This window comes from Vibrio jasicida CAIM 1864 = LMG 25398, assembly GCF_000400365.1.
Taxonomy (GTDB): domain Bacteria; phylum Pseudomonadota; class Gammaproteobacteria; order Enterobacterales; family Vibrionaceae; genus Vibrio; species Vibrio jasicida.
In genome coordinates this window covers 33,667-49,326 of record NZ_BAOG01000010.1, presented here as the reverse complement: position 1 = coordinate 49,326, position 15,660 = coordinate 33,667, and the positions used below count along the sequence as shown (strand labels likewise).

Here is a 15,660-nt window from a genome sequence, read left to right as displayed (position 1 = left end):
AAGCGGTTGAATACTCAACCGCTTGTTTCTCGTTATGAGTTCTCCGTTATCGGAGCCCCCTCAGAAGCGCGCTCTGCGTTGCCATCGACTGCTCTCATCAGCGCCACGCCGACGCCAAGAACAATCACACCACAGAACACGAAAATCATGCGTCCCCAGAATGGGTTAGGCAGTAAGAACATCGCCATCACACCCACACCAGATACGGCAATCAACGAACCCAACATTTGGCGTTGTTTGTTATCCAGTTTTTTCTGTTCCGTTGAGTCAGAAACCAACGGTGTTGCTAAGTTATTGAAGAAGCGGTCAACGTCTTGTTGGCGTTTCTCTTCAAGCGGTTTGTAGAACAGTGTCGACAGAGCAAAGAAGCCTGCGGTAAACACCAAGTGACCAATCAAACCAACCGCAACTTTTAGATCTGACCATTCACGGCCTGTTAGAGGCTGAAGATCAAACCAGTTTTGAATCATTTCCGGTGTGATGACAAAACCAACCGTGTAAGACACGATGCCACCTACCACCAATGTGCCCCAGCCAGCCCAGTCCGGTGTTCTCTTGATGAAGAAGCCACAGAACGCAGGAATCGTCATTGGGAAGCCAATCAACGCGCCAACGTACATCATGGTGTCGAACAGGCTCAGACCTTTTAGCGAGTTGATGAACAGAGCAATCAAGATGATCGCGATGCCGAAGAAGGTAGAGGTGATTTTCGATACGATCATCAGCTCTTTTTCTGTCGCGTTCGGGCGCAGAATCGGCAAGTAGAAGTTCATCACGAAGATGCCTGAATTACGGTTCAAACCCGAGTCCATTGACGACATCGTCGCTGCAAACATCGCTGAAATCAGCAGACCAACCATGCCCGCTGGCATGTATTTCTCAACAAAGTACAAGTAAGCAAAATCACCCGCTTTTGAGCCTGCTTCTGGGTAGTGCGCCGATAGGTCAACACCTTGGCTTGCAATGAACCAAGAAGGGGTAAACCAAATAAATACGCCCACTGTCATTAGTACACACGCAAGCAGTGCCGCTTTCTTCGCGTTCTTAGAGTCTTTTGCCGCTAGGTAACGGTGACAGTTCAACATGTTGTTGTTGATAGAGAACTGCTTTAAGAAAATGAACACTGCCCAGATACCAAAAATACTCAGGTAGTTCAGGTTGTTACCCGTTACGAAAGACCCGTTTTCTTGAACAGGGAAGTTCGCAATGATTTCTGTAATACCGCCGCCTTTTACTACCGCAACCACAGCACACGTCACCGTTACTGCCATGATGATAACCATCTGCATAAAGTCAGATGCGATAACCGCCCAAGAGCCGCCCGTTACGGACATCATTAGTACCACTAAGCCCGTGATCCAAATGGTGGTTGTCATATCGAAGCCGAAAATGCCCGATGCAATGATCGCCAAACCATTCAACCAGATACCCGCAGAAATCACGCTGCTTGGCATGCCAGACCAAGTGAATACTTGCTCGTTAAAGCGACCAAAGCGCATGCGAATCGCATCAATCGGCGTGATAACGCGCAGCTGGCGGAATTTCGGTGCGAAGTACAGGTAGTTCATCAAGTAACCGAACGCATTCGCTAAGAAGATAGTCGCTACAGCGAAGCCATCGGTGTACGCTTTACCGGCCGCACCAGTAAATGTCCAAGCACTGAACTGGGTCATAAACGCCGTTGCGCCTACCATCCACCACAGCATGTTGCCGCCCCCGCGGAAGTAGTCACTGGTGGTGCTTGTAAATGTTCTAAACATCCAGCCTATCGCAATGAGGAATAGGAAATAGATGCCAACAATCAGGGTATTGAGTTCCATTTTTCGACCTTCTCATAGTCATTGATTTCTGCCAGATATATTATCCGTTCGATTATTTATTTGTACTACAATAATTCAATTGTGTGATGAGGTGATTAATACTGGAAATCGGATTGACCCATTACATTCTTCTGCTTCTATCTGCAAGAACTGATTGTTGTGAACTTAAAATCGATTATTCAATAACTTATGATGAGATTTGTCAGTATGGAACCCCGTTAATTACATTCGCTTATCGTATCAACAAGAAACTTTGGTTATACATTTTGCTTATTTTGTATGATTATTTCTTTGTTAAATTCGCTGGTTATTTAATGTCTCAACCGCAACGGACTTAACAAAAAAGTAAACAAATAGACCTGAGTGATAAGGGAAGAATGAAGCGGCTGAGTACAACCGCTTCATAAGGCAGATTTAGCTTTCGGTTACCGCTTGTTGGGTTTGAGTACCGTTGTCGTCGACTGCTTTAACAAGTAGCAGACCAACGCCACCAACAATGGCACCACACAAGATGAAGACTAAGCGTCCCCACATTGGGTTTGGCAGTAGCGCCATCAGCATTACGCCTACACCAGCGACTGCGATGAGTTTGCCAAGCATTTGACGTTGCTTGTTATCAAGAACTTTCTGTTCTGCAGATTCAGCAACAAGTGGTGTTGATAGGTTGTCGAAGAACTTATCTACGTCTGCCTGACGTTTCTCACTTAGAGGCTTGTAGAACAGCGTTGATAGAACAAAGAAGCCACCCGTTAGCGTAATGTGGCCAACTAGACCAATCGCGACTTTAACGTCTGACCATTCACGACCAGTAAGCTGCTCAAGACCGAATGCTGAAGAAACCATGTCAGCAGTGATAACGAAACCAACAACGTAAGAGACAAGACCACCGACAATTAGCGTGCCCCAACCAGCCCAGTCAGGCGTCTTCTTAATAAAGAAGCCAAGGAATGCAGGGATTGTCATTGGGAAGCCGATCAAGGCACCTACGTACATCATGGTGTCGAACAGGCTCAGACCTTTTAGTGAGTTGATGAACTGCGCAACAAGGATGATGGCAATACCAAATACCGTTGACGTAATTTTCGATACCGTTACTAGCTCTTTCTCTGATGCTTGGCCACGGCGAACTACTGGTTCGTAGAAGTTCTTAACGAAGATACCAGAGTTGCGGTTTAGACCTGAGTCCATTGAAGACATGGTCGCGGCAAACATTGCTGCTACGAGAAGGCCAACCATACCTGCTGGCATGTATTCTTGTACGAAGTAAAGGTAAGCGAAGTCGCCTGCTTTGCTACCTGCATCTGGGTAAGCGGCTGATAGGTCTACGCCTTGACCCGCAATGTACCAAGAAGGCATGAACCAAATGAATACACCGCCTAGCATTAGAACACATGCTAGCAATGCCGCTTTCTTCGCGTTTTTCGAGTCTTTTGCTGCAAGGTAGCGGTAAGAGTTCAACATGTTGTTGGTAATAGAGAACTGCTTAACAAAGATGAAGAACGCCCAAATGCTAAAGATGCTTAGGTAGTTCAGGTTGTTACCAGAGACGAAAGAACCGCCTTCTGCGACAGGGAAGTTATTGATGACTTCAGTAATGCCGCCGCCTTGAACGATCGCAACAACTGCACAAGTTACCGTTACCGCCATGATGATGACCATCTGCATGAAGTCAGACGCGATAACCGCCCAAGAGCCACCCGTCACTGACATCATCAGTACCACCAAACCGGTAATCCAGATGGTTGCTGTCATATCAAAGCCGAAAATACCAGAAGCGATGATCGCCAGTGCATTCAACCAAACACCAGCAGATACCACACTGTTTGGCATTGAAGACCAAGTAAAGACTTGTTCGTTCGTGGTGCCGAAACGCATACGAATCGCTTCAATTACCGTCACTACGCGTAGCTGGCGGAACTTTGGTGCGAAATAAGCAAAGTTCATGAAGTAACCGAATGCGTTTGCTAGGAAGATAACCGCAACCGCGAAACCATCGTTATAAGCTTTACCAGCAGCACCAGTAAACGTCCATGCAGAGAACTGCGTCATGAAGGCCGTTGCACCAACCATCCACCAAAGCATGTTGCCGCCGCCTCGGAAATAGTCACTAGTTGTATTGGTAAACGTTCTGAACATCCAACCTATTGCAATTAAGAATAGAAAGTAGATGCCTACAATAAGGGTATTGAGTTCCATCTTTAGACCTTTTGATCGTTATTTAATGTCTTGAGGCAATACTAACTATCAGTTTGCTTATTTGTAGTACAATAACTCAAAAGCGTGACGAATGATCCGGAATGTGTCATTTCAATAATCATACAAGTGATCATGATCGGATATTGACATTGCACTCAAAAAGGGAAGGGTGCACCAAGTCAATATCACGACAAGTTATCAATGGCTTTGGCATGCACTCGATTGGTTCAATAGCGTTTATAGCCTTAGATAATAAGGGCTATAACGGAGTAAGAAGGTGTGAACTATTGTCAGATTTGTATGACTATTGCAGATAAAAAAACGCCCACGACATGCCTGTAATGCGTGGGCGAAAAACGGTATTGATACCGTCTGAGCCAAGGGCTCTGTTGGATTGCAATAGAACAGTGAAACGAGGTTCTGGATGTAGCTGAAAGATACTCGAGGGGTATATCTCTCATCGCTGCTAAGCACGTTACGCTGTAAGATCTTCGACAATCATTGCAAAGTTCAACAAAGCTAGGCTCTGTAAAGTGTTGTTATGATATGGGAGCAACTATACCAATCGACACAAAACATCCTCGTCTGCTCGATCTCGGCGTTTTACCTATGCCGATTGGTATTAAAGACTTCCCAATTAATTAACGGCTCCTAAAAATAAACTATTCATAACCAATTAAGCGTTTTCCTTGCTATCTGTTGATAGCGAAACCAGCTTGTTGATTTGTTTCTATAAGTGTCTGTTACAAAAGACAAACCGCTACAGCCATTTAAGTCCAATGAGAACTACAACCGTTGGAAGCAACAACAAGCTGCTTAGAACCATCAAGACTTGAGCAACAGCGAGTAAGGATGACAAAACAGTATTCTTCAATGTTGAAAGTTTCACTGGTCGCATCCATCTTGTTCGCTGTACTTTGCTTCTATTTGCTATTTCTTCTGCTTACTTATTTCTTCTATCCGCTTATGTCTCAGCCTGACATAAGTGACCTCTGCTTATATAGCCTCGGCCTTTCTCATTTCGTCTCTATAACCAAGCGATGCTTAACCTGTTATTGGACTCTATACAGAAAAGGACAGAGCGAAAAAGAGCGCGTCAATAGCAATTTGATGTTCTGTGTCTCAAAAACTTGAAATGATTATATTGTATGACAAATAAAAATGAACTCATTTGGTGCAAAAATATGCGGTAGAGCACATTTTTAGCCTAAATATTAAGACAATTAATGAGCCGTAAATATCGGTAATATATTTAATATCAATAAGTTAATGTCAACTTTGGTGGTTGTAACAAAGTTTGATAGCGTGGATAAATCATACAATTAGATCTAATTCACAGAACGCTCAACATCGGCTAGGTACTATATTTGTAGTATTTTAACTCAAGATATAAGGCCGGTAATAATGAAACCCCTACGACCTCTACATCTAGCAACCTGCCTCAGCGCCATTCTTTTTAGTGCTAACACTCTTGCTGCAGACTTTGTGTTCCTTGATGAAGCAACGCTTGAACAAAACCGCGCTGTTTTACAGTCAGATAAAGCGAGCGATTCAATGAAAGACGCGTACGACCGTCTGATTGAAGAAGCAGAACTGGCGATGAAAGATGGCCCGTTTACGGTAACGGCGAAAGGTATGACGCCACCAAGCGGTAGCAAAAACGATTACATGAGCATCAGCCCGTACTGGTGGCCAGATGAATCGAAAGAAGATGGCCTTCCTTGGGTTCGTCACGATGGCAAAACCAACCCAGCCTCCAAAACAGCTGAAACAGATTCTAAACGTATTGGTCACTTCACTCGTTCTGTTCGTGCATTGGCATTGGCTTATTACTTCAGCCAAGACGAGAAATACGCCAAACAAGGTATCGAATACGTTCGTACTTGGTTCATGAATGATGAAACTAAGATGAACCCGAACGTGAATTACGGTCAGGGTGTACCTGGTCGAGCAGAAGGTCGTCGTGGCGGCATTATTGATACGCGTACTCTAGCAGACCGCATGCTGGATTCGATCGCCATCCTTTCGCTTTCTCCTGCTTGGACGGATAAAGACGAACAGCAAATTACACAATGGTACGGCGAATACTTAGATTGGTTGATTGTTGACGATCTATCAGGTGGCCCGAAAGGCGAAGCTGCTGCGGCAAACAACCACGGTACTTGGTATGACTTTCAAGTCGCCAGTATTGCTTACTTCTTAGGTAATGAGCCTCTCGCAAAACAGATGGTTCAAAAAGGCAAGATGCGTGTAGACACTCAGTTCGAAAAAGACGGCTCTCAACCTCATGAAATCGAACGTACTCGTGCATACCACTACCACTACTTCAGCTTAGATCCATTGGTCGGCATAGCTCAAATCGGTGACAAAGTGGGCATCGACCTATGGCACTACCAAAACAAGAAAGGTGGCTCATTAGCGCAAGGTATTCAGCTAATGGCGACTTATCAAGATCCTGCGTCTGACTGGCCATACACCGCGAAAGACAATCCACGCCGCGTAGAGCGCATGACACCGATTTATCTAAAAGCAGGTGTGGCGATGGAGAAACCTGAGTGGGTGAAACTGGCAACCGAAACTGACTTTAGCCGCTTCACAGTGAAGAAGAACTTGGCAGAAGTTTGGGCTCAGCGCGATATCGAATTGCTTTACCCAAAACAATAAAACCCTAAAAAGGGCGGCGTGTATGCGCGTCGCCACTTTGAAATACAATTTATTTACAGTGGAACATTACTATGACTTCTAAAAAACAAATTGCTTTAGCGATCGCGACAACCCTTTTTGCAGGTAGCATTTCAGCCGCGTCACTAGACTTCCGTGAAGAATACAAACACGATTCAGAGCAGTGGGCAGGTCGTATCAAAATTGGTGGCAGCACAGGTAACCATTACTACGGCGTAGAGATGAAGCACACAGGCAACTTGAGTGAGCTTCAGCGTGGTGATAGCGAATTCGAATACGGTTACCACTTCAAATTTGATAACAACTGGCGTGTAACCACATCGATGCCAATTACCTTTGGTGACGAAGCCGTAACGTACAAACCACAAGTTCGTGTTCAATACAAATTCGATTCTGGTATCACAACCAAGCTTCGCTACCGTCACGAGTTCCGCAACTACGCATCTGGTAAAACATCAACAGGTCTAGACGGCAAACAACACGATTCACTGAACGCGAGTAAAATCACGGGTAACATCGATTACAACTGGAACGCTTGGCAATTTGGTTTTGAAGCAAACTACAAAGAAGATTTCTTCAGCGATGAGTGGAAGCTAGGTAACCGCGATGGTAAGTACGAATGGGACTACAACTTTAAACTAGGCTACAAAGAGAAAGGTTGGGATTGGCGTCCATACGTAGAATTCGGTAACGTTCAATGTAACAGCTCTTGTGATGACAGCTCATCACGTCAGCTACGTAGCCGTGTCGGTGTAACATACAGCTTCTAATCCAAGCCATAAATAAATTAAGATTCTTTCCAATAGCCCGCCCCCGAAGCGGGCTATTTTTATTTCTCGAACAAGGGCAGGCTCAGACCTAAGACATGCCCTTGAGCTTTTATTGCTAAAATTATCATTAATGATTTGGCGAACGGATAAGCTCATGGTGGGAAAAATACTTTGCATCGTCCTGTGTCTTTGGTCTTTCTCTCATACCAGTGCCGCATTGGAACTCTCTCCTTTAAAGTCTGCCCCCTACGTGGGGGACTTAGATACCCTAAAGGAAAAGAAAGCCGTTCGTATTTTGGTGTCTGCTGATCTGGGTTTTTACTACATCCAAAATGGTAAGCCGAAAGGCATTATCTCTGAGCTTATTTATGAATTTGAACGCTATTTAAGGAAGAACAAAAAGGCGATCAACATTCAGGTTATTCCGGTCGCAAGAAACGAACTCATCCCCAAATTGATTGCCGGTTATGGTGACGTCATAGTTGCGAATCTAACCATTACCAATGAGCGCAAAGAGCAGATTGCGTTTAGCGATCCGGTACGAGAAAACGTCTCAGAAATCATTGCTACCAACACCAGATACTCGGACATCAAAACCGTGGATGATTTGAGTGGACTGGATGTTTGGGTGAGAGAAAGCTCGAGTTACCATAAGAGCCTAACCAAGGTAAATAACTACTTCACGATACAAAACAAGCCGCTGATTAATATCTTGTTTCTTGATGAGATCATGCAAGATTATGAGGTTCTCGAAATGGTCAGTGCGGGCATTATCGATATCACCGTACTCGACCGACACAAGACGGGGATGTGGGGGAATATCTTTCCCGGCGTGGCGTTCCACAATCAAATCACCATCAGGGAAAATGCACAGATTGGCTGGGGAATACGACAAGATTCGCCTCAGCTAGAAGAGGCGGTGAACAAGTTCATCAAGGAAGTTCGGATAGGAACTTTGTTCGGCAATGTGGTCAATGAAAGGTATCTCGAAAACGACAAATGGTTAAGAAAGTTCCTTAACCGAGACAATGCAGTTCGTTCTAAAGAATTGCTAGATATCTTCTACGCGTATTCTCAGGAGTATCAATTCAACCACCTGTTGATGCTGGCTCAGGGCTTTCAAGAATCCGGATTGAACCAAAACGTCATTTCTCACAAAGGGGCGGTGGGCATCATGCAGATCTTGCCGACTACGGCGAGAGACAGAGCCATCAACATTTCTAATATCTACGAGAAAGAACCCAATATTCACGCTGGTTTGAAGTACATGCATTATCTTCGGAAGTATTTCTTTAACGATGACAACATCAGCGAAAACGACATCATTTACTTCTGTCTAGCAGCCTACAATGCAGGGCCAGGTAACATGAGGAAGATGAGAAGAATCGCCAAAGAGAAAGGGTATGATCCCAATGTCTGGTTTGGCAATGTCGAAGTGGTGACGAGGCAATACATTGGACTTGAGCCGATACGTTACGTCAGCAACATTAACCATTATTTTATTGCCTACAAGTTGCTAGAACGACTCAACAATCGTCGTAGCGAACTCGAACCTTACCTTCATCCACCATACAAACTCGAAACCATTAAGCTCTATTACTAACGAGGTAGTGGTCATCGGCAAAGACATTCGCAAGATAGCTTAAGCACAATAAAAAAGAGGAGCGCTGTGCTCCTCTTGAGTATTTAACTTATTGCTTAAAGCGATTAAGACACTTCTTGCGCTGCTGGTGCTCGGCGCTTGTTCCCCAATAAACGTTGCCAATTGAGCGGCATCATCGGCAGCACAATCAGGATGATCCCGAGCGCGGTAAACAGGTCAGGTATTTCATCAAACCACATCACGCCAAACAATGTCACAAATGCCAGCCCAGAATACTCTGCCAGTGCAATCTGGCTCGCCGGAGCACGCTTAAACGCTTTGACCACCAAGGCATGATAAGCAAGCACAAACAAGTTAATCGCGACAATCCACATCAGGTGTTGCCAAGTAATGGCTTGCCATTGAGGGTAGGCGAGCAATAAAGCGACTGGTAATGTCATTAACGTTGTCCAAAACAAGGTGCACACCAAAGGCTGCTCTTGTGGCATCCGGCGAATAAGGATGTTGCCCACACCGATGGCAAGCGCACTGCCTAAAGCAATGATTGCAGCCCAATGGAAATGTTCGGGACGAAGCACAATTAAGACGCCACCAAAGCCAATCAAAGTACCGAAAATCTTTCCTTTGGAGGGCTTTTCTTTAAGGAAGATAACCGACAGCGGCAGCACCAATAGTGGGCCGACATAGAAAATCGCATTCGCTGTCGCCAATGGCAGATGCGTGATTGCTACCATAGCGCTGGCACTGCCTATCAGAATCAATTGCGCGCGCCAGAAGGTGATCCAATCGCATCCCATTTGACGTTCTCGTTTATCCAAACGAAGCCAAAGAGGTAACAGCAACACCAGACTGATTAATTGGCGAATAAAGACGTATTGAAAAGTGGGTACTTCGCCATTAAGCATTTTGAGGGACACGTCGGAAAGGGACGCGACCAAGTTCGCCGCCACCAAAAGGAAGATGGCGCTAGAGACATCAGATTTTTTCATATTGGAATGGTTAGAGAGTTAGAGACTCAATCGATAAAGGGTACCGATGGTGGTTTTTCCTTGAGGAGTAATGCGAGTTTTTTGTGCCAACAACAGCTCTGCCGTCGCGACCGCATCCGCTAACGCATTGTGTCCGTTGTACTCAGGCAGCCCATAGCGAGCGCGAGTACCAGAGAGAGTGACATCAATTTCGTCACGAGGATTAATCGCTTTCTGTAGATGCTTTTCAATACACATGGTGTCGACCCAAACCAAAGGCGGTTCGCTGAGTTTAAACACCCGCTGTAGATACTGATTGATGAACTGGGTTTCGACCACGCAAGCGTGAGCGACCAAGATCTTGCCTTTGGCGGCGTGGAAAAACGCTCGCATAGCATCATGGATAGAAACGCCCTCGGACAGCATTTGCGGCGTAATATGGTTGATCACCGCGGTTTCTGGTTTGATTTGCGAATCACTATTGATGTACATGTGCTGGCTGGTGGCCAGATCCACTTTGCCATTCGCAATGTCTACCCAACCGATCGACAAAATCAAATCTTCTTCGCTGTCTAAGCCGGTTGTCTCCAAATCCAGCACAATGTAATTGGCGTCTTGTGCGAATTGCGCCGCTTCCAGACGTGGCGTTTGAACCAGCGCTTTGATGTGCTCTGGCATGGTTGTCTGTTTCACGTATTGCTCGCGCTTTCGATTCAGGCGCGAGCAAGGATGAAAGTGTTCTAGGATTCGCTTCATTAACGGCTCCCAAAGCGCACTTTCGCGGCTTCTTGCAAGTCAGCAATAATACGGAAGGCGTCTTTCAGGTGCTGGCGTTCAAAGCTACCGAACGTATTTGGATCGATGTGGTTATTTGGCTCTTCGCCACGTTTCAGCGCCTCTAACTGATGACCAAAACGGAACGACAAGATGAACTGGTACGCGTTAAGGATGTTCTTGTACGCATCTTCACTTAATACGCCCGCTTCATTCGCGGCTTTGAAACGCTCGTCGGTAGCGGTTAAATCACACTCAACCGCCAAACCGTAAATGCGCGCCAAATCAATGATCAGATTGATGGCGTATTTCTTCACATCGAGCGTCTTCTTGTTCTCGCCTGACTTCTCCAAAACCAAACTGTTGAAGATGCCCAACGGTGGGTTGGTGTTTACCGCATCGTTCACAAGCATGGAGAGAAACTCACGATTGCTGCGAATGTTGGTATGCAGCTCATCTCGCAAGATGCTTTCGTAATCTTTATTGCCGTAAAGGGTACGAATTTCCAAGAACACGCTGATGTTTAGCAAGCGCTCGTACTCCGGGTTGGCGACCCATTTTTTGTAGTACTTCTTCCAAACGTTAAGAGGTTGGCACCACTTTGGCGTTGCCGCCATAAACTTGCCAGGACATAAAGGGTAATCGCAGCTCGCAAGGTCGTTACTGACGATCATAGCAAGGTGTTTAAAGTAAATTCGGTCGTTCTCTGTCGCGTGGTCAGCAAGGACAATCGCGCTGTCTTGATCCGACAACATGTGGACTTCGTTACGAGCGTGAGAGCCTGCCACAATCCATGAGAACTTACATGGCGGCGGACCAAGTTTATCAATCGCGATTTGAATCAAGCGCCGCGTGTAAGCATCCATGATCATCGTCATCACTTTACCGATGACTTCTGGTGAAACGTGCCCATCAACTAGCGCTTCAAAGATCGCTTGGCGCTCTGGGGTAAAGCTCGAAAGGGATTTTACGCTGCCTGCGTATTTGATTTTCTCGATCAAGAAGATGGCCTGCACACGGTGGTTTTGCACAAGATGTGTCGTAGTCAGCACGCCGACGACCTTGTTGTTTTCCACTAATGGCAGGTTGCGAATATTGTGCTGCATCATCATCGATGCGGCATGCAAGACGAGATCATCCGGTTTGATGGTTTGCGGATCGTGTGTCATCACTTCAGAAATAGGGCGGTCAGTGCTTACCCCTTGAGCGATAACGCGCTTGGTCATATCGCGGTCAGTAATCAAACCGACGATTTTGTCGTTCTCGTAAACCACGGCGCATGGCGAGCATTTGGTCAGCATCTCGTTTGCAACGGTTTGAATCGACTGGTCGGCAGTCACCACAGCAACGCGGCCGCTGGCAACCTCGCCAACGCGGCGAATGAACAAGCCTTTCTCTTTGTTTGACCACACCACATCCAGCGCGGATTTCAAACGAACTTGTGCCTGAGAAGCAAAGTGCTCCGCACATTCAGGGTGGGTTTCGAACAGCTTTTTAAGGGCCGAGTTGGGAATCACATAAACCAGTGAGTTCTCAATCGCGATCGCACGGTAGCCTTTCGTGCTGTCGATTTGACTGCCAAGAAAAGTGAAGCCGAAGATGTCTTCTGGCCCTAGTTTTGCACGTAGCACACCATCGGACTTTCTTTGCTCCATGGAGCCAGTTCGTATGATGTAGAGCGACTTCTCTTGGCCTGTCACGCATTGGTCAATGACTTCACCTTTGCCAAGGTAAGTAATCTGCACGTGCGATGCGAGTTCACGTAAAGCGGGTTTTGGGATCTTGTCGAATGGGTCGACTTGCCCAATAAATTGCAGGATGTTTGGCAGCAAAGATTCAGTCATAACACAGCACTTTAATAAATTTAATTTGTATTATTATATATCTAAATTTAATCAAAGTATCACTGAATAAGAAGTTTTTTGTGAGGATTGATAGGATTCTGGCTAAAGCAAGAGGGGAGTAGAGACAAAAAAGCACGCGAAGGACGCGTGCTTTCAATGGTTTGTCGCTGAACTTATTTTACTGGCGCTAAGCGGTGCTTAGAGTCTAACAAGTGATTCGCTGATGCTTGGCGCGCTTTGTCAGCATTGCCTGCCATGATTGCATCGTAAATCTGACGGTGTTCTTTGATACAAGTGCTGCCTTCTTCCGAAGAGTGCGCAATGAAGTTAACGAACATTGTCGTCAGGATATTACCGAATGGTAGGTAGAAGTCGTTACCCGTTGCGTTGAAAATCAGGCTATGGAAACGAGTGTCAACTTCCATCCATTTTGCTTGATCAAACTCTTCCGCTTCTGCAACGTCGACCATCTTCTGGAAAGTTTCAGATAATTCAATGCGTTGTTCCGCAGTAGCATGGATCGCAGCTAAGGCGCATGCTTCTGGCTCGATCGCACGGCGTAAACCAAGGAATTGACCACAGAACTGGTCAGTATCTGCAAGACCGTCCATCCATTCAATCAGCTGAGGATCTAAGAAGTTCCAGTAAGCGCGGTTGATGACGCGAGTACCAACTTTAGGACGCGACTCAAGTAGGCCTTTCGACGTTAGCAATTTCACTGCTTCACGCAATGCAGTACGGCTGATGCCAAATTGCTCACAAAGAACCATTTCGCCAGGTAGGATAGAGCCCTGAGGAAGCTTACCAGACAAAATACCACGTGCGATTTCACGTGCTACTTGCACATGAAGGCTTCGCTTAGAGCCTGAGATAGAATGAAATTCGCCGGACATAATCTTCACTTCTTATTAAATATGTATTATTTAAGCCGCACTATAGCACTCTTGCCCCTACCTACCAAGCAGATGTGAACGTAATATAAGAGGGTTCACATAACGCGTGTTTTCACTAGACACAATCAATGATTGCGTTGACTTGAGCGCTTCTTCAATATCGTTTTTATCGCTATCAAGTTGTTAAATTATTCATACAAATAATAGCTGTAAAATCCTACTTGCTGTGACCCAAACCACAAATGCAACGCAAAACTGACGAATTTTGCCGGATCTCGCTCAATTGGGCGCAAATACGCTTGCGACCGAAAGATCTTATTGTATGATTTATTTCGAAGGCACGAATAACTAACATAGGTAAACCGTCATGTTTAACGATTTGAAAGGTAAGCGCGTACTTATCACTGGTTCTACGTCAGGTATGGGCCTAGCGGCGGCACGCGTGTTCGCAAAATACGGCGCTAAAATCGGCATTAACAGTCATCAAACCGGTCCTGACGCAGATGCAGCAGTGACTGAGCTAACCGCACTTGGTGGCGATGTTAAGTTTTTCCAAGCGAACCTTATGGTGACCGCAGACTGCGAAAAACTGGTTAAGGAATTTACCGATCATTTCGGTGGCATGGACGTGCTAATCAACAACGCTGGTGGTCTTGGCGGTCGTGAAAACCTAGAAAACATCGATGATGAGTTCTACAACCGCGTTATGGATCTGAACGCTCGCTCGGCGTTGATGACAACCAAATATTCCATCCCGCACCTTCGTGCATCCGCAGCGGAATCTGGTGAGACAGCATGTGTGATCAGCACTGGCTCTATCGCAGCTCGTGAAGGCGGCGGTGTTGGTGCTGGTATCTACGCAGCATCAAAAGCGTGGTTGCACGACATTCACCGTAACTGGGTGAAAGAGTTCACTAAAGACAACATCCGTTTCAACATCGTTTCTCCAGGCACTATCGATACAGCATTCCACGATGGTAAGTCTGACGAGTTGAAAGCTGCAATCGCAAGCGGTATCCCTATGGGTCGCTTCGGTCGAATCGAAGAAGTAGCACCAACGTTTGCTTTCTTCGCTTCACACGCATGTTCTGGTTACATCACTGGCCAAGTGCTGGATGTAAACGGCGGACAAATGGCGCCATAAGCGCTGACTTATTTCGTTTCAGACGAATACACTGACCTCAAAAAGCCAGCTTCGTCTGGCTTTTTTTGATCATTTATCAAGTGCTACGGCACTGGAAGCATAATTATAAGGAGCGTCAAATGGCAAAGTTTTCTCTTGTGGAGGATTCACACCGCAAGATCCATGTGCAAGTTGCCAGACAGATCGCCCGCAAAATACTGTCAGGTGAGCTAAACCAAAATGAAAAGCTACCCAATGAGATGGATCTCTGTGACGCGTTTGGCGTGAGTCGCACAGCATTACGCGAGTCAACCAAACTGCTCTCGGCAAAAGGGTTAATCGAGTCAAAGCCGAAGGTGGGAACTACCATTCGTGCGCGTAACTATTGGCATTTTCTCGACCCTCAACTCTTGGAATGGATTCAAGATTTAGAAGATACCGAGCCGTTTTTGGCTCAGTTTTTGGGGCTGCGTAAAGCGATTGAACCAGAGGCTTGTGCCTTAGCGGCGAATAACGCAACAGCAGAGCAACGCAAAGAGTTGTCGGTTATTTTTCAGCGTATGACCATGGCAGCCAATCGTTTCGATTATGACGACTGGACGGTCAACGACCACCTGTTTCACCAGACAATATTCCTTGCAACAGGCAATCAATTCTACATTCCGTTTAGCAATATTTTATCGACCATCTTCAAGCAGTTTATCGATCATTCAGCTGAAGGCGGTCGATTCTGTATTGAAGAGCATCGCGCGATTTACGATGCGATTATGGCGGGGAATGGAGACCAAGCTCGTATCTCGTCGCATACATTGCTTAACGACGAAAACCAAAAACTGGCTCAGGTCGTCAACGGTTGATGAATCAACGTGTATTTGGCTTTGCTCTAACGGTGAAAGGATAGGGCAAGGCCAACGTTTAGCGGCAATTGCGTCTTTGCTAGTTGCGCTTATGACAACCCCGAAAGGTCTACCATGTCTTCCCAACCCT

The 15,660-nt window shown here is 46.0% G+C and carries 11 protein-coding genes; 5 read left to right on the top strand and 6 right to left on the bottom strand.

All coding sequences use genetic code 11. The features are described 5' to 3' along the window. Positions 1–32: 32 nt before the first annotated feature. Both VJL_RS03280 and VJL_RS03275 read right to left on the bottom strand, forming a co-directional pair. Positions 33–1,820: a sodium:solute symporter family transporter gene (locus VJL_RS03280; protein ID WP_038875673.1), complete on the bottom strand. Its 1,788-nt coding sequence runs from the start codon at positions 1,818–1,820 to the stop codon at positions 33–35. A gap of 414 nt (positions 1,821–2,234) precedes the next feature. Continuing rightward, positions 2,235–4,016 carry a sodium:solute symporter family transporter gene (locus tag VJL_RS03275; protein ID WP_038866972.1) on the bottom strand — a complete coding sequence of 594 codons (1,782 nt, stop codon included), beginning with the start codon at positions 4,014–4,016 and terminating at the stop codon, positions 2,235–2,237. A gap of 1,404 nt (positions 4,017–5,420) precedes the next feature. Between VJL_RS03275 and VJL_RS03270 the strand changes: the two genes are divergently transcribed. The 3 genes from VJL_RS03270 (at position 5,421) to VJL_RS03260 (ending at position 9,071) form a co-directional block, all read left to right on the top strand. Continuing rightward, positions 5,421–6,680, top strand: coding sequence for an alginate lyase family protein (locus VJL_RS03270; RefSeq protein ID WP_032802640.1), 1,260 nt, complete (start codon positions 5,421–5,423; stop codon positions 6,678–6,680). 71 nt (positions 6,681–6,751) lie between these two features. Continuing rightward, positions 6,752–7,468, top strand: coding sequence for an oligogalacturonate-specific porin KdgM family protein (locus VJL_RS03265; RefSeq protein WP_020195684.1), 717 nt, complete (start codon positions 6,752–6,754; stop codon positions 7,466–7,468). Between the two features lie 154 nt (positions 7,469–7,622). After that, positions 7,623–9,071, top strand: coding sequence for an MltF family protein (locus VJL_RS03260; protein ID WP_038875671.1), 1,449 nt, complete (start codon positions 7,623–7,625; stop codon positions 9,069–9,071). A 104-nt stretch (positions 9,072–9,175) separates the two neighbouring features. Here the strand turns inward: VJL_RS03260 and VJL_RS03255 are convergent, their stop codons facing one another. The 4 genes from VJL_RS03255 to VJL_RS03240 all read right to left on the bottom strand — a co-directional run bounded on the left by VJL_RS03255 (position 9,176) and on the right by VJL_RS03240 (position 13,550). Then, positions 9,176–10,060, bottom strand: coding sequence for a DMT family transporter (locus tag VJL_RS03255; RefSeq protein ID WP_038875669.1), 885 nt, complete (start codon positions 10,058–10,060; stop codon positions 9,176–9,178). Between the two features lie 18 nt (positions 10,061–10,078). After that, entirely contained in the window at positions 10,079–10,795 is a 717-nt protein-coding gene (locus tag VJL_RS03250) for a 3'-5' exonuclease (protein WP_038875667.1), read from the bottom strand. Continuing rightward, on the bottom strand, positions 10,795–12,657 hold the full coding sequence (locus tag VJL_RS03245; protein ID WP_038875665.1) for a putative nucleotidyltransferase substrate binding domain-containing protein: 1,863 nt from the start codon (positions 12,655–12,657) through the stop codon (positions 10,795–10,797). The genes VJL_RS03250 and VJL_RS03245 overlap by 1 nt, the downstream gene beginning before the upstream one ends. Positions 12,658–12,830: 173 nt before the next feature. After that, positions 12,831–13,550, bottom strand: a complete 720-nt coding sequence (locus VJL_RS03240; RefSeq protein ID WP_038875663.1) for a FadR/GntR family transcriptional regulator — start codon at positions 13,548–13,550, stop codon at positions 12,831–12,833. 367 nt (positions 13,551–13,917) lie between these two features. Here VJL_RS03240 and VJL_RS03235 point away from each other — a divergent pair, with 367 nt between their 5' ends. Together VJL_RS03235 and VJL_RS03230 are read left to right on the top strand one after the other, a co-directional pair. After that, positions 13,918–14,694, top strand: a complete 777-nt coding sequence (locus tag VJL_RS03235) for an SDR family NAD(P)-dependent oxidoreductase (RefSeq protein WP_005437107.1) — start codon at positions 13,918–13,920, stop codon at positions 14,692–14,694. A 119-nt stretch (positions 14,695–14,813) separates the two neighbouring features. Then, on the top strand, positions 14,814–15,530 hold the full coding sequence (locus tag VJL_RS03230; protein ID WP_038875661.1) for a FadR/GntR family transcriptional regulator: 717 nt from the start codon (positions 14,814–14,816) through the stop codon (positions 15,528–15,530). Positions 15,531–15,660 lie beyond the last annotated feature (130 nt).

What these genes read in the sequence shown, in the direction of transcription:
- VJL_RS03280 (WP_038875673.1), bottom strand. Translation starts at nt 1,820, where the DNA reads ATGGAACTCAATACCCTGATTGTTGGCATCTATTTCCTATTCCTCATT.
- VJL_RS03275 (WP_038866972.1), bottom strand. Translation starts at nt 4,016, where the DNA reads ATGGAACTCAATACCCTTATTGTAGGCATCTACTTTCTATTCTTAATT.
- VJL_RS03270 (WP_032802640.1), top strand. Translation starts at nt 5,421, where the DNA reads ATGAAACCCCTACGACCTCTACATCTAGCAACCTGCCTCAGCGCCATT.
- VJL_RS03265 (WP_020195684.1), top strand. Translation starts at nt 6,752, where the DNA reads ATGACTTCTAAAAAACAAATTGCTTTAGCGATCGCGACAACCCTTTTT.
- VJL_RS03260 (WP_038875671.1), top strand. Translation starts at nt 7,623, where the DNA reads ATGGTGGGAAAAATACTTTGCATCGTCCTGTGTCTTTGGTCTTTCTCT.
- VJL_RS03255 (WP_038875669.1), bottom strand. Translation starts at nt 10,060, where the DNA reads ATGAAAAAATCTGATGTCTCTAGCGCCATCTTCCTTTTGGTGGCGGCG.
- VJL_RS03250 (WP_038875667.1), bottom strand. Translation starts at nt 10,795, where the DNA reads ATGAAGCGAATCCTAGAACACTTTCATCCTTGCTCGCGCCTGAATCGA.
- VJL_RS03245 (WP_038875665.1), bottom strand. Translation starts at nt 12,657, where the DNA reads ATGACTGAATCTTTGCTGCCAAACATCCTGCAATTTATTGGGCAAGTC.
- VJL_RS03240 (WP_038875663.1), bottom strand. Translation starts at nt 13,550, where the DNA reads ATGTCCGGCGAATTTCATTCTATCTCAGGCTCTAAGCGAAGCCTTCAT.
- VJL_RS03235 (WP_005437107.1), top strand. Translation starts at nt 13,918, where the DNA reads ATGTTTAACGATTTGAAAGGTAAGCGCGTACTTATCACTGGTTCTACG.
- VJL_RS03230 (WP_038875661.1), top strand. Translation starts at nt 14,814, where the DNA reads ATGGCAAAGTTTTCTCTTGTGGAGGATTCACACCGCAAGATCCATGTG.